This window comes from Mesorhizobium sp. M0923, from assembly GCF_040319365.1.
Classification (GTDB): Bacteria; Pseudomonadota; Alphaproteobacteria; order Rhizobiales; family Rhizobiaceae; genus Mesorhizobium.
This window is the reverse complement of sequence record NZ_JAMYNW010000011.1, coordinates 66,033-86,524: the sequence shown is the minus strand read 5'-3', so window position 1 is coordinate 86,524 and position 20,492 is coordinate 66,033. Positions and strand designations below refer to the sequence as shown.

Annotated in this window: 19 protein-coding genes; 7 read left to right on the top strand and 12 right to left on the bottom strand. The window is 63.6% G+C overall.

The genetic code is table 11. The features are described 5' to 3' along the window. Window positions 1-12: 12 nt before the first annotated feature. Entirely contained in the window at window positions 13-1,140 is a 1,128-nt protein-coding gene (locus tag NKH89_RS19625) for a BMP family ABC transporter substrate-binding protein (protein WP_352909604.1), read from the bottom strand. A 322-nt stretch (window positions 1,141-1,462) separates the two neighbouring features. Here NKH89_RS19625 and NKH89_RS19620 point away from each other — a divergent pair, with 322 nt between their 5' ends. Continuing rightward, entirely contained in the window at window positions 1,463-2,122 is a 660-nt protein-coding gene (locus NKH89_RS19620; RefSeq protein WP_352909665.1) for a GntR family transcriptional regulator, read from the top strand. Window positions 2,123-2,124: 2 nt separating this feature from the next. Here NKH89_RS19620 and doeB read toward each other — a convergent pair whose 3' ends face one another. The 10 genes from doeB to ehuR all read right to left on the bottom strand — a co-directional run bounded on the left by doeB (window position 2,125) and on the right by ehuR (window position 11,845). Further along, entirely contained in the window at window positions 2,125-3,126 is a 1,002-nt protein-coding gene (gene doeB, locus NKH89_RS19615; RefSeq protein WP_352484021.1) for a N(2)-acetyl-L-2,4-diaminobutanoate deacetylase DoeB, read from the bottom strand. A gap of 5 nt (window positions 3,127-3,131) precedes the next feature. After that, window positions 3,132-4,310: an ectoine hydrolase DoeA gene (gene doeA, locus NKH89_RS19610; protein ID WP_352909602.1), complete on the bottom strand. Its 1,179-nt coding sequence runs from the start codon at window positions 4,308-4,310 to the stop codon at window positions 3,132-3,134. Window positions 4,311-4,348: 38 nt separating this feature from the next. After that, window positions 4,349-5,341, bottom strand: a complete 993-nt coding sequence (locus tag NKH89_RS19605) for a cyclodeaminase (RefSeq protein ID WP_352909601.1) — start codon at window positions 5,339-5,341, stop codon at window positions 4,349-4,351. Beyond that, complete coding sequence (gene eutB / locus NKH89_RS19600) at window positions 5,338-6,330, bottom strand: hydroxyectoine utilization dehydratase EutB (protein ID WP_352909599.1); 993 nt, start codon at window positions 6,328-6,330, stop codon at window positions 5,338-5,340. The genes NKH89_RS19605 and eutB overlap by 4 nt, the downstream gene beginning before the upstream one ends. Window positions 6,331-6,340: 10 nt before the next feature. Further along, on the bottom strand, window positions 6,341-7,114 hold the full coding sequence (eutA, locus tag NKH89_RS19595; protein ID WP_352484025.1) for an ectoine utilization protein EutA: 774 nt from the start codon (window positions 7,112-7,114) through the stop codon (window positions 6,341-6,343). Further along, a complete protein-coding gene (gene ehuD / locus NKH89_RS19590; protein ID WP_352909597.1) occupies window positions 7,111-7,770 on the bottom strand; it encodes an ectoine/hydroxyectoine ABC transporter permease subunit EhuD in 660 nt (219 codons plus the stop codon). The genes eutA and ehuD overlap by 4 nt, the downstream gene beginning before the upstream one ends. A 16-nt stretch (window positions 7,771-7,786) precedes the next feature. Beyond that, window positions 7,787-8,446, bottom strand: coding sequence for an ectoine/hydroxyectoine ABC transporter permease subunit EhuC (ehuC, locus tag NKH89_RS19585; RefSeq protein ID WP_023720654.1), 660 nt, complete (start codon window positions 8,444-8,446; stop codon window positions 7,787-7,789). A 188-nt stretch (window positions 8,447-8,634) separates the two neighbouring features. After that, window positions 8,635-9,486, bottom strand: coding sequence for an ectoine/hydroxyectoine ABC transporter substrate-binding protein EhuB (gene ehuB / locus NKH89_RS19580; protein ID WP_352484026.1), 852 nt, complete (start codon window positions 9,484-9,486; stop codon window positions 8,635-8,637). A 65-nt stretch (window positions 9,487-9,551) separates the two neighbouring features. Then, window positions 9,552-10,337, bottom strand: coding sequence for an ectoine/hydroxyectoine ABC transporter ATP-binding protein EhuA (gene ehuA, locus NKH89_RS19575; protein ID WP_352909596.1), 786 nt, complete (start codon window positions 10,335-10,337; stop codon window positions 9,552-9,554). A 122-nt stretch (window positions 10,338-10,459) separates the two neighbouring features. After that, complete coding sequence (gene ehuR, locus NKH89_RS19570; RefSeq protein ID WP_352856443.1) at window positions 10,460-11,845, bottom strand: MocR-like ectoine utilization transcription factor EhuR; 1,386 nt, start codon at window positions 11,843-11,845, stop codon at window positions 10,460-10,462. A gap of 82 nt (window positions 11,846-11,927) precedes the next feature. On the opposite strand from ehuR, the gene NKH89_RS19565 reads away from it, so the two are divergent. The 4 genes from NKH89_RS19565 to NKH89_RS19550 all read left to right on the top strand — a co-directional run bounded on the left by NKH89_RS19565 (window position 11,928) and on the right by NKH89_RS19550 (window position 16,588). After that, window positions 11,928-12,419: an Lrp/AsnC family transcriptional regulator gene (locus tag NKH89_RS19565; protein ID WP_352589536.1), complete on the top strand. Its 492-nt coding sequence runs from the start codon at window positions 11,928-11,930 to the stop codon at window positions 12,417-12,419. Window positions 12,420-12,546: 127 nt separating this feature from the next. Next, entirely contained in the window at window positions 12,547-14,040 is a 1,494-nt protein-coding gene (locus NKH89_RS19560; RefSeq protein ID WP_352589533.1) for an NAD-dependent succinate-semialdehyde dehydrogenase, read from the top strand. Between the two features lie 35 nt (window positions 14,041-14,075). After that, window positions 14,076-15,455, top strand: coding sequence for an aspartate aminotransferase family protein (locus NKH89_RS19555; RefSeq protein ID WP_352494465.1), 1,380 nt, complete (start codon window positions 14,076-14,078; stop codon window positions 15,453-15,455). Window positions 15,456-15,487: 32 nt separating this feature from the next. Then, complete coding sequence (locus NKH89_RS19550) at window positions 15,488-16,588, top strand: alcohol dehydrogenase family protein (RefSeq protein ID WP_352589530.1); 1,101 nt, start codon at window positions 15,488-15,490, stop codon at window positions 16,586-16,588. Window positions 16,589-16,593: 5 nt separating this feature from the next. Here the strand turns inward: NKH89_RS19550 and NKH89_RS19545 are convergent, their stop codons facing one another. After that, window positions 16,594-17,970, bottom strand: coding sequence for an aspartate aminotransferase family protein (locus NKH89_RS19545; RefSeq protein ID WP_352909595.1), 1,377 nt, complete (start codon window positions 17,968-17,970; stop codon window positions 16,594-16,596). Window positions 17,971-18,112: 142 nt separating this feature from the next. Here NKH89_RS19545 and NKH89_RS19540 point away from each other — a divergent pair, with 142 nt between their 5' ends. Next, complete coding sequence (locus tag NKH89_RS19540; protein WP_352589525.1) at window positions 18,113-19,231, top strand: NAD(P)/FAD-dependent oxidoreductase; 1,119 nt, start codon at window positions 18,113-18,115, stop codon at window positions 19,229-19,231. Between the two features lie 210 nt (window positions 19,232-19,441). After that, window positions 19,442-20,449, top strand: a complete 1,008-nt coding sequence (ftsZ, locus tag NKH89_RS19535; RefSeq protein WP_023720665.1) for a cell division protein FtsZ — start codon at window positions 19,442-19,444, stop codon at window positions 20,447-20,449. The last annotated feature ends 43 nt before the right edge of the window (window positions 20,450-20,492 follow it).

Sequence of the window (20,492 nt, the reverse complement as noted above, 5' to 3'; positions counted from 1 at the left end):
CTCCGATCCGGTTCAGGCGGTCGAACCGACCACGCCCTCGACGAGGTAGTCCATGCTTTCCAGCTCGAGCGCGGTCTCGACGAAGGCCTGGCCTTCGGTCGCGACGACGACGCCCTTGTTGCTCTTCAACGGACCCTTGATGACCGAAAATCCGCCTTTCATCATTTCGGCCAGCGTGCCGTCGAACTGCTTGCGGGCGGCCTCGCCGACGGCGGGGCCGAGCGGGCTCATCTTGACGAAACCGTCGGCCAGGCCGCCGCGCGTGAAATTGGGAAGCGGCGTGCCGGCCACCAGATCGTCGACGAACATCTTGTAGACCTTGGCCCAGTTCCATTCCGCGCCGGTCAGGTATTTCTCCGGCGCCAGCGGGCTCTGGTTGGCATGATAGCCGCAGATGAAGGCGCCACGCCCGGCCGCCGTCTCGACCACCACCTTGGGGCTGTCGACATGACAGGTGATGACGTCGGCGCCCTGGTCGACCAGCGCATTGGTGGCCTCCGCCTCCTTGACCGCCAGCGACCACTCGCCGGTGAAGATCACCTGGCAGGTGATGGTCGCGTCGACCGAGCGCGCGCCGAGCAGGAAGGAATTGATGTTGAGCAGCACCTGCGGGATCGGCTTTGCCGCGACGAAGCCGAGCTTCTTGGTTTTGCTGGTGTGGCCGGCGACGACGCCGTTCAGATACTGGCCCATGCCGATATAGCCGAAATAGGAACCGGCATTCATCGGATGCTTGTCCTTGTTCCACATGCCGCCGCAATGGCGGAACTGCACGTCGGGGAATTTCGCGCACATGGCCAGCATATGCGGATCGAAATAGCCGAACGAGGTCGGGAAGATCAGCGACGCACCGTCGAGATTGATCATCGATTCCATCGTCTTCTGCACGTCGACCGTCTCCGGCACGTTCTCCTCTTCGACGACGGAAATGCCTTCGATCCCCTTCAGCGTGGCGGCGCCTTCGGCATGCGCCTGGTTGTAGCCGTAATCGTCCTTTGGCCCGACATAGATGAAGCCGACGGTTGCGGTCGCGGCGAAGGCCCTGCTGATCGGAAACGATGCGAACGCAAGACCGAGCGCCGCTCCGGCGGCGGAAGTCTTGAGCAGGTCGCGGCGGCTAAGCATGAATCGCTCGGTCATGTGAATGCTCCCTCTATGGGGCCTTTGGGGCCGGTTAACACCTCAATGAAAGAAGTGTATGCAATCAGCGTGCCAGTTTCAGAAATGGGATTTATTCAGCAATATCAACGAGTGTGCCGATGTGGCCTGCACAAAGCCGGAGCTATTGCATACACTTTTTGCCTATAAAACGGCCAATTTGACATGAAGGCTAAAACATAGGCATACAGAGCTGCGGAGGAATCGAAGCCGGTGCGTGGCTTATGGCTGCGCGAAGAGACTGGACGGAGGAGACGTGTCGGCAAAGCGCAATTTGATCAGGTCGGGCACGACCGTCGATCAGATGGTGAGGGCGATCAGCGACCGGATCGTTACCGGTTTCCTGCGTCCCGGCGAAAAACTCGACGAAGCCTCGCTCGCCGCCCGCTTCGACGTTTCACGCACGCCTATCAGGGAAGCGCTCAGCCGACTCAGCGCCATGGGACTGGTCGAAAGGCGGCCGAACCGCGGCGCCACCGTCGCGGTGGTGACGCAGGAGCATCTCGCCTCGATGTTCGAGAGCATGGCCGAGCTCGAAGCGATCTGCGGGCGCTTCTCGGCCGAGCGCATGACAGCCGGCGAACGCCGCACGCTGGAGGCCGAGCACCAGGCCTCGGCGCGCTTCGTGCAGCTCGGTGCCGAAGAAGAGTATGAGCTTTTCAACACCGAATTCCACACCCGGCTCTATCGCGGCGCGCACAGCAAGCACATTTATGAGTTGACCGTCATGACCCGCGGCCGGCTGGCGCCGTTCAGGCGCGCGCAATTCATGCTGCCCGGCCGGCTGGCCCAGTCCTGGCAAGAGCATGACGCCATCGTTACCGCAATCATGCGCGGCGACAGTACGGCCGCCGGAACAGCCGCCAAGGACCATGTCTCGATCGTCAGCGAGGCGAGCGCCGTCTTTGCCATCGGCGACCGCCCTAAAGGCAAGGCCGAGCCGTTTCCGACATCGGCCTCCTAGCCTCAATCGACCAGCACGGCGACCACGGCGGCACAGTCGCCGGCCTTGACCAATCCGGGAAAATGCCGCGCTGCCAACAGACCGGACATTTTGGCCCGGATCTCCTGCGGAGCGCCGCCGGTGCGGCCGATCGAATGGATGCGCGCCAGCACCTGGTTTTCTGCCACCGGCTCGCCGAGATCGATCATGGTTTCGATCATCCCGTCGTCCTCGGCGAACGAGAAGCAATCTCCCGATGGCATGTCGAGCCAGCGGGTCGGCTGCATCTCGACCGCGCCGGCGACGATGCCGGCATGGCGCAGCACATTGAGCACGCCGCGACGCGCGATCCGCACCGTTTCCGCGCGCGAAGTTCCGCCGCCGCCGAGCTCGGTGGTGATGAACAGCTTGCCCATCTCTTCGGCGGCAGTGTCGAACATGCCGACCGCGTCGATCTCCAGCATCTTCATCGACCAGGGTGCCGAGAAAGCTTCAACCGCAGCGAACCCCTTCTCTTCCAGCACCTTGTCGGGCCGGATATGGGCGGCGCAGAACGGCACGAAGTCGAGCGTCTTGCCGCCGGAATGGAAATCGAGCGCGATGTCGGTGCGCGGCAGAAGTTCGCGCTGGAAATAATCGGCGATCTTCTCGGTCACCGTACCGTCGGGCCGGCCGGGAAAGCTGCGGTTGAGATTGCCCTTGTCGATCGGCGAGGTGCGCGTGCCGGCGCGGAACGCCGGATAATTCATCGCCGGCACGATGATGACCGTGCCGCTGACCTGCTTCGGATCGAGCGTGCGGGCGAGATCGTAAAGCGCCAGCGGCCCCTCATATTCGTCGCCATGATTACCGCCGGTGAGCAATGCACTCGGCCCGTTGCCGTTGCGGATGACGCAGATCGGGATCATCACCGATCCCCAGGCGGAATCGTCACGGCTGTAAGGCAGGCGCAAGAAACCGTGCTGCACGCCGTCGCGCTCGAAATCGACGCTCGGCGTGATCGGTGATGGGCGAAGGCTGGACATCGGGCTCAATTCTTCACCACCAGCTTGCGCGGCACATTGGCCAGGCACTCGACCCCGGTTTCGGTAATCAGGATGGATTCGGTGATTTCCAAGCCCATCGTCTCCAGCCACAGGCCGGTCATGAAATGGAAGGTCATGCCGGGCTTGAGCTCGGTGCGGTCGCCTGGGCGCAGGCTCATCGTGCGTTCGCCCCAGTCCGGCGGATAGGAAAGCCCGATCGGATAGCCGGTGCGGTTGTCCTTAACGATGCCGTATTTCTTCAGAACCGCGAAGAAGGCGTTGGCGATGTCCTCGCAGGTGTTGCCGGGCTTGGCGGCGGCAAGCCCGGCCTCCATGCCTTCCAGCGTCGCCTTTTCGGCATCGAGGAATTCCTGCGTCGGTTTGCCGAGGAAAACGGTGCGCGACAGCGGACAATGGTAGCGGTTGTAGCAGCCGGCGATCTCGAAGAAAGTGCCCTCGCCCGATTTCATCGGCCTGTCGTCCCAAGTCAGATGCGGTGCCGATGCGTCGGCGCCGGACGGCAGCAGCGGCACGATCGCCGGATAGTCGCCGCCAATGCCGTCGACGCCGCGCGTGCCGGCATCATAGATCTCGGCGACCAGGTCGCATTTGCGCATGCCGACTTCGATCTTGTCGACGATGCGCTGGTGCATCGCTTCGACGATGCGGGCGGCTTTGCGCATGTAGTCGATTTCGGTCGGGCTCTTCACCGCGCGCTGCCAGTTGACCAGTGCCGTGGCATCGACGAAGCGGGCATTGGGCAAGTGCTTCTGCAGCGATGCGAAGGCAGCAGCAGAGAACCAGTAATTGTCCATCTCGACACCGATGCTGAGCTTGCCCCAGCCACGATCGGCGAGCACGCTGGACAGAAAATCCATCGGATGGCGCTCGGTCGACTGCACATAATTGTCGGCATAGCCGACGATGTTATCGTGCGCGAGATAGGCGGTGCGCTTGGCGCCGTTGGCGTCCTGGCCGCGCCCGTACCACACCGGCTCGCCCGACGGTGGCACTACGACCGCCTGGTGTACGTAGAACGACCAGCCGTCATAGCCGGTCAGCCAGGCCATGTTGGACGGATCGCTGACAACAAGCAGATCGACGCCCTTGGCCTCCATCGCCTTCCGCGTCTTGGCGAGGCGCTCCGCATATTCGCCGCGCGAGAATTTCAAATTAGGCTGCATTGTTCTTGGTCCTCGTTTGTTGGGCCTTGCGGCCGGTATCAGCTTTCGAAAATCGTACCGGTCTTGGCTGCACGCGCACGGTCGCGGGCGAGCGTGGCGATCGCCGTGTCCTGCACGCCGGTGCCGGTCAGATCGGCAATGGTGATGTCGCTGCCCGAACGCCGGCCATGCCTTTCGCCGGCGATGATGTGGCCAAGCTCGGTGATCTCGGCATCGGCCGCCATCACGCCCGCCGCGATGGCATGGTGCAGTTCGCCCAGGCGCCGCGTCTGTTTCGCACTGTCGGCGACGTAGAGGTCGGCCATGCGCAGGATCGCCGGCGCGATCTCGTTCTTGTGCTCCGCGTCCGAGCCCATCGCGGTGATGTGCTGGCCGGCGGAGACGAAGCCGGCCTTGATCAGCGGCTCGGTCGACGGCGTCGTGGTGACGATGATGTCGGCATCGGCCGCAGCCTTTGCCGCGTCCGGCTCGGCGTGAACGGCGATGCCCAGTCTTTCGGACAATGCGTCCGCCGCGGCTTCGGCCTTGGCGGCATCCCTTGCCCAGATCCGAGCCTCGGTGATCGACCGCACCAGCATCAGCGCCTCGAGCTGCAGTCCGGCCTGAACACCGGCGCCGAAGATTGCGGCAACGGAGGAGTCCGGACGCGACAGATGTTTGGCGGCGACCGCGCCGGCCGCCGCCGTGCGGATGTCGGTGAGATAGCCATTGTCGAGCAGCAGCGCCTCGACCAGCCCGGTCTTCGCCGACAGCAGCACCATCATGCCGTTGACGCTAGGCAGGCCGAGCTTCGGATTATCGAAAAAGCCGGGGCTGATCTTGATCGCAAAACCGTCGATGCCCGGCACATAGGCGGTCTTGACATCGACCTCGCCGCGATGCTCGGGAATGTCGAGCCGCAGGATTGGCGGCATCGCCACTGGCAAGGTGGCGAGCGCGCGAAACGCGTTCTCGACACAGGCGACGGCATCGAGATCGAGCTTCACGATCTTGCGCAATTCAGCTTCGGTGAGGATCGTCATCCGGCTCATGCTGCGCTCTCCGCAATTGCTTCGCCGCAAATGATCTTGCGGTGCAGTGTCATGTCGATGTTGCGGCCGGACAGCACGAGCACCGTCGGGCCGTTCGCCCCGACCTTGCCGGCAAGCACAGCCGCAATGCCGACCGCGCCGGCGCCTTCGACGATCTCGCGCTCCTGCTCATAAGCATGGCGGATGCCGGCGGCGATCTCGTCCTCGCTGAGCAGGATCACATCATCGAGCAGATCACGGCACATGGCGAAGGTCAGCCGGTTGTCGAGCCCAATGCCGCCGCCGAGCGAGTCGGCCAGCGTCGGCAGTTCCTCGACCGACACCGGATGCCCGGCGTCGAGGCTTGCCTTCATCGCCGCACCGCGCGCCATCGAAACGCCGATGACCCTCGTTGCCGGGCTGACGCCCTTGACGGCAGCGGCAACGCCAGCCGCCAGCCCACCGCCGGAAAGCGGCACCAACACCAGCGCGGCGTCCGCAACTTGTTCCATGATCTCCAGCCCAAGTGTTCCTTGCCCGGCAACGACCGCAGGATGATCGAAAGGCGGCAGCATGATCAGCCCCTCTTCCGCGACCAGCCGTTCGACCTCCCGCTGCGCATCGTCCTGGCTGTTGCCGACGATGCGGATCTCGGCGCCGAGCCGACGGATTTCCTCGAGCTTGTTCTCAGGCACCAGCCGCGACATGCAGATCGTCGCGTGGATGCCTTGCAGTCGAGCGGCATAGGCAAGCGCCCGGCCATGGTTGCCGGTCGAGGCCGCGACGACGCCGCGCGCGCTCTCCTCTTCTGTCAACGAGGCGATAGCGTTCGAGGCACCGCGCAACTTGAAGGCGCCGGTGGTCTGCCGATGTTCGAGCTTGAGATAAACAGGAGCGTCCAAGTGTGGGGAAAGACTCGGGGAAGTGACGGTCGGCGTGCGCTCGACCTTGCCTGCGATGCGCTCGCGTGCGGCGCGGATGTCGGAGAGGCTTATCCTGGACGTGGTCATGGCTCTGCAATCAGTTCAACGGCAGCGTCATCAGGCGGCCGAATTCGGGGCGTGGCTCGTCGTCGCCGCAAAGCCGCAGGCAATTCCAGGCTGTCGCCTGGTTGCTGGTGACGACGGGACGGCCGATGGCTTCTTCCATACCGACAACTGCCAGCGCCGACCGCAGCGCCGTGCAGGACACGAACAGCGCGTCGGCCTGCGGGGCCGTCGCCTCGCGGGCCAGATCGACCAAGGATTTCGGCGCAATCCGCGCCATCTCGCGGTCATCCTCGAAGCCGAGGCAAGTGAAGCTGGCGATCTCGAAACCGTGTGCCGCGAAATAGGCCGCCATTGGCCGGCTCGTCTCGACCGTATAGGGGGTGAGGATGCTGATTGTCCTGGCGCCCAGCGCCTTCAGGCCGCGCACTCCGGCCATCGGCGGCGTCACCACCGGCGCGCCGGGTTTCGCGGCCTTCACCGCCGCCTCGATTTCGGCATCGCCGATCACGACGGAGGCCGAGGTGCAGGAATAGCAGATCGCATCGAGCGGTTCGTCAGGAAGGATCAGGGCCGCGCCCGCCGTCAGTGACGGCTGCATCTTGCGCAAATTCTCCGGCGTCGTCGGGTTGGCGTAGGGAATACGCGCGACATAGACGCCGATACGATCGCTTGCCACCATGCGGTGAAAATCCGGTTCGCTCGTATGGTCGGTGGCAAGGATAATCAGGCCGACCCGCTTTTCCAGCGGACGTGCATCGAGCGCTGGACGGGCCGAGCGCAGGCGGATATCGGGTGCAGCGCTCATCGTTCGATCCGCCCATAACGGTGTTCCAGCCAGCGCAGCAGCACCACCGAGAACAGGCTGATGGCGAGGAAGAAGGCGCCGACCAAGGTGATCGGTTCGATATACCGATAATAGGTATTGGCGACGCTCTTGGCCTGGTTCATCAGTTCCAGCACGGTGATCGCCGACAGCAGCGGCGTCTCTTTGAACATGGCGATGAAATAATTGGCAAGCGCCGGGATCATCGGCGGGATCGCCTGCGGCATGATGATGTGCGTCCAGGTCTGCGTGGCGTTCAGATTGCAGGCCTGGGCCGCTTCCCATTGGCCGCGCGGCACATTATCGATGCCGGCGCGGTAGACCTCGGCTGTGTAGGTGCCGTAATGCAGCCCGAGACCGATGACGCCCGCCACCAGCGGCGGCAACAGGACGCCGAAATCCGGCAGCACGTAGAAGATGAAATAGAGCTGCACCAATAGCGGCGTGCCGCGGATGAACTCGGCAAGGAAGCCGATCGTGCGCGACAGAGCCCTGTTCGGCGAACGGCGCGCCAACGCGATGCCCAGCCCAACGATGGCCGCCAGCACCGAGCCGAGCAGCGTCGCCAGGATGGTGATCTTCACCCCCTGGATCAGCGTCGGCAGGATCTGCCGGACAAAATCCCAATCCCATTCCATTACAGAGCCCGATCCATCAGACGCGCACCCCGTCGAGGCCGCGCGCCATGCGGCGTTCCAGCGACCGCACGCCCCATGAGATGAGTAGCGCCAGCACGAAATAGATGACGAGAATGGTGCTGAACGGCACCAGCGTGTTGCCGGTCTGCGAGCGCACCACCTGCGCCTGGAAGGTCAGGTCGGCAAGCGAGATCAGCGAGACGACGGCGGTGGCCTTGAGCAATTCAATGGCGTTGTTGCCGAAGGTCGGCAGCATCACCAGCAGTGCCTGTGGCAGGATGATATGGCGCATGGCTTGCCAGCGGCCGAGATTGAGCGCGGTGCAGGCCTCGTATTGTTCGCGGCCGATCGACTTGATGGCGCCGCGCACCACTTCCGCCGCATAGGCCCCGACATTCAGGCCCAGCGCCAGCACGCCGGCCTGCAGCGGCGTCAGCGAGATGCCGGCGAAAGGCAGCACGAAATAGGCCCAGAACAGCTGCACGAAGATCGAGGTGCCGCGGAAGAACTCGATATAGGCGGTGGCCAGCGCGCGTAGCACAAAAAACCGCGACAGCCGCCCCAGCCCGGCAAGAAAGGCCATGATCAAGGCCAGCACCGACCCCATCAGCGTCAGCTCGATGGTGACAAGCGCTCCTTGCAAAATCAGGCCGAAATAGCCGGACCATTGGGTCATTGGTCGAAAGGGCTCCGCATTGAATATTTGGCGAGGCGATCACTTCAGCGTCCTTCTCCCCGTTCACGGGGAGAAGATGCCGGCAGGCAGATGAGGGGCAGAGCCAATCTGTCAAAAGCTGGGCGTCGCCCCTCATCCGGCCCTTCGGGCCACCTTCTCCCCGTCAACGGGGAGAAGGAAGAACGCGCCTACTTCGCCGAGCAGAGCTTGTCGCGGCTCGTCGACATCGCCGCCGCCGCCGAGAAGCCGTAGGGTTCGATGATCTTGGCGAACTCGCCGGACTTCTTCAGTTTCGCCAGCTCGACATCATAGGCATCACGTAGCGCTTCGTCGCCCTTTTTGAAGGCCGCGCCATCGCAATAGACCGGCGCACCGACCACCGGCGCGATGACTTCGAGGTTCGGATCATTGGCTTTCTTGACCAGGTCGTTGATCGACAGCACTGGCAGTGAATAGGCATCGATGCGGCCGTCCTGCAGCATCTTCAGGCCGCTCTGGCCGTCCGGCACGACGATGACGCGCTCGCGCGGCACACCTGCGGTGAGCGCCAGCTTTTCCTCTGTGCCGCCACCGGGTGCGCCGATCGTCGCGCTGGTGTCCTTGGCGACGTCCTCGTAGCTCTTGAAGCCCTTCGGGTTGCCCTTCTTCACCAGCATCGCCTCGGCGTCGCACAGCACCGGTTCCGAATAGGCGACCGCAGCACAACGTTCCGGCTTCATGAACAGGCCGGCGGTGACGACGTCGAAACGGCCGGCCTGCAAGCCGGGGATCATGGCACCATATTCCGAGATAGAGGCGACGATGTCGTTGACGCCAAGGCGTTTGAAGATTTCACGGGCAACGTCAGGCGCCGCACCCGAGACCTTGCCGTCGGCGGCAACCGCCGTATAGGGCGGCTCGTTGGCGATGGCGACGCGGGCAAAGCCTTGCGCCTTGAGCTCTTCGAGCTTGCTGTCATCGGCCGAGCCGGTCGTCGAGGCGGCCAGCACCGCCGTCAGCGCAATACCGGCGACGCCGGCCAAAATGGCAAATTTCTTCATTGTTCCCAACTCCTTGTTTGTCTGTCTTCTTGGCTTGCTTGAGGCGTCGCCGCCTCGCATGGCAGTCAGACCCGATGTCCGGCCGCAATGATCTTCTTCAGGAAACCTTGCGTACGCTCCTGTTTGGGATGGCGGAAAATCTCGTCGGGCTTGCCTTCCTCGACTATTCTGCCGCGATCGAAGAACAGCACCCGGTCGGCGAAGTCATGGGCGAAACCCATCTCGTGGGTGACCAGCAGCATGGTCATGTCGGTCTCGGCGGCGAGCTTGCGCATGACGTTGAGCACCTCGTCGACGAGTTCCGGGTCGAGCGCCGAGGTGACCTCGTCGAACAGCATGATCTTCGGCGACAGCGCCAGCGCCCGGGCAATCGCGACGCGCTGCTTCTGTCCGCCGGAAAGCTGCGCCGGCATCGCTTTGGCCTTGTCGACCATGCCGACCATGTCGAGCAGCTCCATCGCCCGCTTTTCGGCGGCGGCCCGCGGCATGCCTTTGGTCAGCATCGGTGCCAGCGTCACATTGTCGATGACGCATTTGTGCGGAAACAGATTGAACAGTTGGAAGACCATGCCGATCTTCTGGCGCATCCTTGCCAAATGCCGTTCATCCGCCGTCAGCAGCCGGCCGTTACGCTCCATGTGGTACAGCTGCTCGCCGTCGACCTGAATATGGCCGCTGTCGATACGCTCTAGCGTCATCAGTATGCGCAGGATCGTCGTTTTTCCCGAACCCGACGGGCCGATCAGCGCCAGCTTCTCGCCGGGCATGACCTGCATCGAGAGGCCATCCAGCACCTTGAAGGTGCCGAAGCTTTTCGAAATGCCGTCGATCTTGATGATGGGCGCCGACAATGAATTTCCCGTGATGGAGAAGCTGTGCCTTTAACGATGCGGATCGCGGCAAATCATGTCAATCAAGAAAATAATATCATGACAATATTTCGGACTCCGCACAATTCCCCGCCAATTGTTGCCTAGATCGCAAGCAGGAGATGCTCGGGATCGCCGAGCAGAAGTTTGGTGACAACGCCGAGACCGGCACGCAGTTCCCCCTCCGTGGTCGAGCCCAGCGAAATCCGCACGGCTGGATGCCAAGGCATCTGCGAAATGCGAAACGACGTGCCGGGCGCGATCGCCACGCCCTGCAGGCGGGCCTGGGAAACAAAGCCTTCCTCGCCGCGATCATCGGGCAGTTGCAGCCAGACATGCAGCCCGTCGCGATGAGCCCGATAGTCCACTCCGGCGAGCGCCTCGGCGGCGATGTCCAGACGCCGCCGCAAAGCCATCCGCTGCCATCGAACGAGTTCCATCGCGGTGCCGTCGGTCACCCATTTGGTGGCGATCTCGGCCACCAGCGGCGTCGCCATCCAGTTCGAGACGAGGTGGCGGTTGGCAACCGCGGCGACATAACGATCGGGTGCCGCGAGATAGCCGATGCGCAGGCCCGGCACCACGATCTTGGTGAAGGAGGTGACGTAGAGCGTGCGCTCGGGTGCAAACGCCGCGACCGGCGGCGGCCGGTCCTCGACCAGCGGGCCGAGGACGTCGTTTTCGATAATGGCGATGTCATGCCTGCGCGCAACGGCGGCAATCTGTTCGCGCCGGGCGGCGTCCATCAGCGTCGCCGTAGGGTTGATCACCGAGGGCTGCACGAACACCGCGCGGATGTCCGACAGCCGGCAGGCCTCGTCCAGCGCTTCCGGGATCAGCCCATTGTCGTCGATCGGCAAACCCTCGAGGTTGAAACCGAGATAACGCGCCAGCGGGATCAGTGTGTGATGGCCGATCGCCTCGGTGGCGACGGTCGAACCGGGCGGCGCCACGCTCATCAGCGCCACTGTCATCCCTGCGGTGGCGCCGTTGGTCAGGCTGATGTTCTGCGGCGACGCGTCGAGGCCGCAGAAGCGTAGCCACTCGACACCCACCGCGCGGTGGCGCGGGAACACCATGTTCGGCCTGAACGACAGCGCCGAGCTCGACGGCAGGTTTTCGGCGAGCCAGCCCAGCGCCTGCTTCAGCCGCTCCAGATGCATCGGTTCGCAGACCGGCTTCAGGATAGAGAGGTCGATGACCTCACCCAGCCGCTCCGGCAAATAGGGCGGCTCCGGCTCGCGGCGCTGCGTCTGCACGAAGCTGCCGCGGCCGACCTCGCCGGACACCAGCCCGCGGCGGATCAGCTCCTCATAGGCGCGGCTGACCGTCTGCACGGAAAGTTGGAGATCGTCGGCCAACTGCCGGTGTGTCGGCAACCGAGCGCCATTGGCCAGGCGCCCGTCATGGATGGCCCGCGCGAACTGGTCGGCGAGCGATTGGTAGGCCGGCCGCCGGATAAGAGCGGGATCTGGTCGCCATAATGTCATGACTTATTAGAGATCGAAATCAGTGCAATTGACAATCGAAATAATGCGCCATCATGGTGTCCGGCACTGGAAGTGGACGATCATGGCTGCAGCGAAACTCGATCCGATCGACCTGAAAATCCTCGACGCCATCCAGCGCGACGGGCGCATCACCAAGCTGGCGCTGGCCGAGAAGGTCGGCCTGTCGCCGACGCCGTGCTGGATGCGGCTGCGCAAGCTGGAAAAGGCCGGCATCGTCTCCGGCTATCACGCCAGGATCGCCATGCGTGCCATCGCGCCGGTCGCCACCGTGCTGATGGAGGTGACGCTGGCCAGCCACCGCCAGGCCGATTTCGACCGTTTCGAGCGCGTCATCCGCGACATCCCCGAGATCGTCGCCTGCTGGTCTGTCGGTGGCGGCGTCGATTACCTGCTGAAGGTGATGGCCCGCGACATCGACGCCTATCAGCGGCTGATTGACACTCTGCTCGAACGCGAGATCGGCATAGACCGCTATTTCACCTACATCGTCACCAAGACGGTGAAGGAGGAGAGTGTGCTGCCAGTGGCCGATCTGCTGCCCGCATCTTCCTGATACAGGAGAGATCGTCTGCCCGGGCGATGCAATAGAGACAATCTCTCTACGTGCAGGCACCGAAACAGCCTCTCTGTTTGCGCGGCAGAGATAGTCTTGCGGCATCACCCGAACCGGGAGCCCGATGATGTCCGCACATTTTGCCCGCTCGCAGCGCCATGAAGCGCTTGATCGCCTCGCCGACCGACGGCTGCTGCGCGAACTCGCCTATGTCGATGGCCACTGGACGGCAAGCGAGACCGCGGAGAGTTTCGAGGTGAGCGATCCGGCCACCGGATCCACCGTCGCTTTCGTTGCCGCGCTCGATGCCCGGCAGACCACATTGGCGATCGATGCGGCATCGCGCGCCTTTCCTGCCTGGCGCGCATTGCTGCCGCAGGAACGGTCCAAAATACTGCGAAAATGGTTCGATCTGATCATCGCCGCCAAAAATGACCTGGCGCTGCTGATGACGCTAGAACAAGGCAAGCCGCTGAAGGAATCGCTCGGCGAGATAGACTACGCCGCCTCTTTTGTCGAATGGTATGCCGAGGAGACCAAACGCCTCAACGCCGAAAGCGTCACCAGTCATCTGCCGGGCGCGGAGATGATGGTGCGGCGCGAGCCGCTCGGCGTCGTCGGCGTGGTCACGCCGTGGAATTTTCCAGCGGCCATGCTGACCCGCAAGGCGGCTGCCGCTCTTGCCGCCGGCTGTACCATCGCCGCGCACCCTTCCTCGGAAACGCCGCTGTCCGCACTGGCGCTGGCCGAGCTTGGCGAACGTGCCGGCCTGCCGGCTGGCGTGTTCAACGTCCTCACCGGCAAGGCTTCGACCATCGTTGGGCGGATGTGCGAAGACCCGCGCGTTCGCGCCATGAGCTTCACCGGCTCGACCGAGGTCGGCAGGTTGATCGCCGCGCAGAGTGCGCCGACGATGAAGCGTCTGGTGATGGAGCTCGGCGGTCATGCGCCGCTGATCGTCTTCGCCGACGCCGATTTCGACAAGGCTGTGGCCATCGCGGTCGACGCCAAATTCGCCACCTCCGGCCAGGACTGCCTCGCCGCCAACCGCATCTATGTCCAGCGTCCGCTATACGATCGGTTCTGCGCTGCTTTCGCCAAACGCGTCCAGGCATTGCGGGCCGGCAATGGCCTGGCTGACGACACCGAAATCGGACCCTTGATGCATGAACGCGCCGTCAAGAAGGTCGAGGAGCAGGTGGCCGATGCGCTCGCCAAAGGCGCGCGCTGCCTGACCGGCGGCAAGCGCCATCCGGCCGGGCCGCTGTTTTACCAGCCGACCGTGCTTGCCGACGTTGGAGACGACGCTTTGATCATGCGCGAGGAGACCTTCGGTCCGGTTGCGGCAGTGACGCCTTTCGACAGCGAGGACGAGATCATCGCCCGCGCCAACGCCACCGAATACGGCCTGGTTGCCTATGTCGTGACTGAGAATGGCGGCAGGCAATTGCGCATGGGTCGCGCGCTCGACTATGGCATGGTCGCCATCAACCGCTTCAAGATCACCGGCGCGCCGATCCCCTTCGGCGGCGTCAAGCAGTCCGGCATCGGCCGCGAGGGCTCGCGTCACGGGCTCGAAGCCTTTACCGATCTCAAATATCTCTGCCTCGACGTTGCGTGAGCCGCGCCCGACACATTTTTCTCAGGAGTAAAAAAATGCTCGACCAGTCAAACGAACTCGCCGCCTGGGATCGCGATCACTTCTTCCATCCCTCGACCCATATGGGCACCCATGCGCGTGGCGAGAGCCCGACGCGTGTGATTGCCGGTGGCGAAGGCGTCACCATCTGGGACAATACCGGTAAGAAGAGCATCGACGCCTTCGCCGGGCTCTACTGCGTCAATGTCGGCTATGGCCGCCAGAAGATCGCCGACGCCATCGCCGCACAGGCCAAGAACCTCGCCTATTACCATGCCTATGTCGGCCACGGCACCGAGGCATCGATCACGCTTTCCAAGATGATCATCGACCGCGCGCCGCAAGGCATGTCGAGGGTCTATTTCGGGCTCTCCGGTTCCGACGCCAACGAAACCAACATCAAGCTGATCTGGTACTACAACAACGTGCTCGGCCGGCCCGAGAAGAAGAAGATCATCTCGCGCTGGCGCGGTTATCACGGCTCCGGCATCATGACCGGATCGCTGACCGGCCTCGACCTTTTCCACAACGCCTTCGACCTGCCGCGTGCGCCGGTCCTGCACACCGAGGCGCCCTACTATTTCCGCCGCGCCGACCGCTCGCTGAGCGAGGAGCAGTTTTCGCAATACTGCGCCGACAAGCTCGAGGAGATGATCCTGGCCGAAGGGCCGGAAACGGTCGCCGCCTTCATCGGCGAGCCGATCCTCGGCACCGGCGGCATCGTGCCGCCGCCGGCCGGCTACTGGGAGAAGATCCAGGCGGTGCTGAAGAAGTACGACGTGCTGCTGGTTGCCGACGAGGTCGTCACCGGCTTCGGCCGGCTGGGCACCATGTTCGGCTCCGACCATTACGGCATCAAGCCCGACCTGATTACCATCGCCAAAGGCCTGACCTCGGCCTATGCGCCGCTCTCCGGAGTCATCGTCTCCGACAAGGTCTGGCAGGTGCTGGTGCAGGGTTCCGACAAGCTCGGCTCGCTCGGCCATGGCTGGACCTATTCGGCGCATCCGATCTGCGTCGCCGCCGGCGTCGCCAACCTGGAACTGATCGACGAGATGGACCTAGTACGGAACGCCGGCGAGACCGGCGCCTATTTCCGCGCCGAGCTGACGAAAGCCGTCGGTGGCCACAAAAACGTCGGCGAGGTGCGCGGCGACGGCATGCTGGCGGCAATCGAGTTCGTCGCCGACAAGAACGATCGCGTGTTCTTCGATGCCTCGCAGAAGATCGGTCCGCAGATCGCGACCGCGCTTGCGGCAAGCGGCGTCATCGGCCGCGCCATGCCGCAGGGCGACATTCTCGGTTTTGCGCCGCCGCTCTGCCTGACGCGGGAAGAGGCAGACATCGTCGTCTCCAAGACGGCCGATGCGGTGAAGAGCGTGTTTGCCAACATCTGAAGAACCGACATGCCAACATCTGAAGAACCGACATGAATGCCATGACCAAGACCATCCCCGCCACCATGGCCGCCGTGCAGTTGATCGGGCACGGCGGACCGGAAAAGCTCGTCTACCGCACCGACGTCAAAGTACCCTCGCCCGCCCCGGGTGAGGTGCTGGTCAAGGTCACCGCTTGCGGTATGAACAACACCGATGTCTGGGTGCGACAGGGCGCGTATGGCACTGAGGAGGATGCCGCCGCTGTGTCGACCTGGCGTCGACAGGGCAATACGCTGACCTTCCCGCGCATCCAGGGCACCGACACGGTCGGCAACATCGTTGCCGTCGGCGACGGCGTGTCGCGGGCCCGCATCGGCGAGCGGGTAATGGTCGATTTCTCTATCTACAATCGCGACGACGATTCATTGGCCGACATCGACTATATGGGCCATGGCCGCGACGGCGGCTATGCCGAATACCAGACAGTGCCTGCCGAGAACGCCCATGTCGTCGACACCGATCTTAGCGATGTCGAGCTCGCCACTTTCTGCTGCGCCTATCTCACCGGCGAGCAGATGCTGGAACGCGCCGCGTTGAAAGCCGGCGAGCGTGTGCTGGTCACCGGCGCCTCGGGCGGCGTCGGCTCCGGCATCGTGCAGCTGGCGCGGGCGCGCGGCGCCATTCCCTATGCAATTGCCGGCAAGGGCAAGGAACAGGCCGTGCGTGACATCGGCGCCGAGGCGGTGATCACCCGTGGCGTTACCGATCTGCCGGCCGCCGTCAGCGCGGCGACCGGGGGCCAGCCGATCGACGTCGTCGCCGATCTGGTCGGCGGCGCGATCTTCAACGACCTCCTGCGCATCTTGAGGCCGGAAGGCCGCTACACCACGGCTGGTGCAATTGCCGGCCCCGTCGTGCAGCTAGATCTGCGCACCATGTATCTGAAACAGCTGCAACTGCATGGCTCGAGCCAGGGCACACGGGCGGATTTCCGCCGCATCGTGCGCTACATCGAGGAGAAGAAGATCCGGCCGCTGGTCGGCGGCGTCTACAAGCTGTCCGATTTCCATCGCGCCCAAGCCGATTTCATCGCCAAGGATTTCGTTGGCAAGCTGGTCGTCGTGCCGGATGCGGTCGGCATCGCTAAATAGCGCGATCAGCTTGGCGATCGGACCTGCTTGACGGCAGCCTCGAGCGATCTTTCAAACGCGTCGATCACCTGGTCGACCTGCGGCTCGGTGATGATCAGCGGCGGGCAGAAAGCCAGCGCATCGCCCATATTGCGCGAGATGACGCCGTTCTGCTGCATGAAGCCGTTGACGAGCCCGCCCAGTTCACCGGTCTTCCCCCACGGCGCCTTGTTCGCCTTGTCGCCGACCAGTTCGACCGCCGCGATCAGGCCGATGCCGCGCACCTCGCCGACAAGCGGGTGCGAAGCGAGCGTGCGCAGCCGCTTCTGCATATGCGCGCCGACCGCACGCGCATTGCCGACAAGGTCGCGCTCCTCGATCAGCTTCAGGTTCTCGAGCGCGACCGCTGCCGCAACAGGATGGCCGCCGCCGGTGAAGCCGTGGCCGAAGGTGCCGATACGATTGCTTTCGTCGGCAATCGGCTGGAACACCTTGTCGTTGATCAGCAAGGCCGAGATCGGCAGATAGGACGAAGAGATCTGTTTCGACAGCACCATGATGTCGGGCCTGATGCCGAAGGTCTGCGAGCCGAACATCTCACCTGTCCTGCCGAAGCCGCAGATCACCTCGTCGGCGACCAGCAGGATGTCGTATCTCGACAGCACCGCCTGGATCTTTTCCCAGTAGCCGGAAGGCGGAACAATGACGCCGCCAGCACCCATGATCGGTTCGCCGAAGAAGGCGGCGATGGTTTCCGGTCCTTCGGCCAGGATCAGCTTTTCCAGCTCGTCGGCGAGCCGGCTCGAAAACTGCTCTTCGTTTTCACCCGGCAGCGCCTCGCGCCAATGGTGCGGTGTCGAGGTATGCAGCACATTGGCGATCGGCAGATCGAACGAGATGTGGTTGTTGGGCAGTCCGGTCAGGCTCGCCGAGGCAATGGTGACGCCGTGATAGCCCTTCTTGCGGCTGACGATCTTCTTGCGCGCCGGCTGGCCGAGCGCATTCGACCGGTACCAGATCATCTTCATGGCCGTATCGTTGGCCTCGGAGCCGGAATTGGTGAAATACGCCTTGCCCATCGGCACCGGCGCCATCTGCACCAGTCTCTCGGCAAGATCGATCAGCGGTGAATGCGATTTGGAGCCGAAGTCGTGATAGTAAGGCAGCTTCGACATTTGCCGTACCGCCGCATCGACCAGCCGCCTCTCCGAAAAACCGACCGCGACGCTCCAAAGCCCGGCCATCGCCTCGATATAGCGGTTGCCGGCGAGGTCCTCGACATAGATGCCGTCGCCCTTCTCGATGACGAGCGGCCCTGCCTCCTGATGCTTGCGGGCGTTGGTGTAGCCATGCATGTGAAAGCTTATGTCGCGGGCTTCGGGGGAGTTCGGTCGTGCGTCCATGATGGCTCCTGTGTGGGTCCGCATCGGCAGGCCCCGTGCATTATGCGGTTTGATGCATCTTTCTCGAACGATATAGTGTCAAGCGCTTTCGACAGGGCCAGCGGATGGATGGACGCATGCAGAACTTCGGCTTGACCTGATCGTGGACCAAATCGACTGCATTGTCGTCGGCGCCGGCGTCGTTGGCCTGGCGATCGCGCGAGAGATGGCGAAGCGCGGCATCGACACGCTGGTGCTGGAAGCCGAGAGCGCCATCGGCACCGGAACAAGTTCGCGCAATTCCGAGGTCATCCACGCCGGCCTCCACTATCCAGTTGGATCGCTGAAAGCCCGGTTCTGCGTGGCGGGCCGGGAAAAGCTCTATCGCTACTGCGACGAGCGTGCGATCCCGCATTTGCGCTGCGGCAAGCTCATCGTCGCCACAAATGCCGAACAGGAGCCGGTGCTCGCCTCGATCCGGGCCAATGCGCGCGCTTGCGGCGCCGGCGACCTGGCGCCCTTGAGCGAAGCCGAGGCACATGCGCTGGAGCCCAGCCTCAAGTGCACGGCGGCGCTGCTGTCGCCGGCCACCGGGATCGTCGACAGCCATGCCCTGATGCTTGCCTTGCTGGCTGATGCCGAGGAGCACGGGGCGGCACTCAGCCTCAACACCCGCGTCGCCGCCGGCCGCATCGAAGCGGGCCGCGTCGTGCTCGACACGGTGGACGCTACCGGCGGCGAGCGCTTCGAGATCGCTACCACACGCTTCGTCAATGCGACCGGGCTTAGCGCCGCAGCGCTTGCCCGCTCGCTTGAAGGGCTAGATCAGCAGTTCGTGCCAAAGCTCCATTACGCCAAAGGCAATTATTTTTCGGTGGCCGGCCGGGCGCCCTTCTCGCGGCTGATCTATCCAGTACCCGAACCAGGCGGACTCGGTGTTCATCTGACGCTCGATCTCGACGGCGTCACCCGCTTCGGGCCGGACGTCGAATGGACTGATCAACTCGACTATCGCGTCGATCCAGCTCGTGGCGAGCGCTTCTACAGCGAGATCCGCAAATACTGGCCGGACCTGGCCGATGGCAGCCTGCAGCCCGCCTATAGCGGCATCCGGCCAAAACTGTCCGGTCCCGGTGAGGCCAATGCCGACTTCGTCATCCAGGACGTGGCGGTGCATGGCGTGGACAGCCTGCTCAACCTGTTCGGCATCGAAAGCCCCGGCCTGACCTCCTGCCTGGCGATTGCCGATCATGTCGCGCAGCGCCTCGCGCCGAAGTTGTAGCGTGCGGCGCCCGCGCCACGATCTGAGGCGCAATGCGTGAACTTTCAGGCGCAAGTCGCCTAAGAGGCACATCGCGCACTTGCAGCCCGCTCCGCGCTCTGATTCCCTGCATTCTGGGCTGTTCTGATTCGCACTGCCCGGTTCAAAGTTTTCGCAGTGCGCCCGGGACAAGCTTCCAGCGACCACTCGGCGTATCCAGGGAGAACGGCAATGAACACCGCGACGAGGCCGGTAATCTCGGAGATGAGGCCCAAGATCACCGTCGTCGGAGTCGGCGGCGGCGGCGGCAACGCCGTCAACAACATGATCGCCGAAGGCCTGCAGGGCGCGGAATTCATCGTCGCCAACACCGATGCCCAGGCCCTTGCCATGTCGAAGGCAACGAGGCTGATCCAGTTGGGCGCTCATATCACCGAAGGTCTGGGCGCCGGGTCCCTGCCCGAGGTCGGCCGTGCCGCGGCCGTGGAATCCATCGACGAGATCATGGATCACCTTGCTGGAACGCATATGTGCTTCGTGACCGCCGGCATGGGAGGTGGAACCGGAACAGGTGCCGCGCCTGTTATAGCGCAGGCAGCGCGGGCAGCTGGAATACTGACCGTCGCCGTCGTCACCAAGCCATTCGTCTTCGAAGGCAGGCGCCGCATGCATGCTGCCGATGACGGCATCGAGCGCCTGCGCGAAAGCGCCGATACCGTCATCGTCATCCCCAACCAGAACCTGTTCAGGATCGCCGACGCCAGAACCACGTTCGCCGACGCATTCGCCATGGCCGACCGGGTTCTCTATGCAGGTGTCGGCTGCATCACCGATCTGATCGTCAAGGAAGGGCTGATCAATCTCGACTTCGCCGATGTGAAGTCGGTGATGCGCGACATGGGCCGCGCCATGATGGGAACCGGCGAGGCCGCCGGAGAAGGCCGTGCCAAGAAGGCGGCGGAAGCGGCAATCGCCAACCCGCTGCTCGACGAAGCTTCGATGATGGGCGCCAAGGGCGTCCTTGTCTCGATATCGGGCGGCATGGACATGACGCTGTTCGAGGTCGATGAAGCGGCTACCCGCATCCGCGAGGAGGTCGACAACGATGCCGACATCATCGTCGGCGCCATCTTCGACAAGGCACTCGCCGGAAAATTCAGGGTGTCGGTCGTCGCCACCGGCTTGCGGCGTGGCCTGGAGATTCCACTGCTGGCGGAACCGGAAGTTCGAATGAACTGAACGCGTATCGCGTGCGGCTCGCTCAGCCGATTGCCAGCCTCTC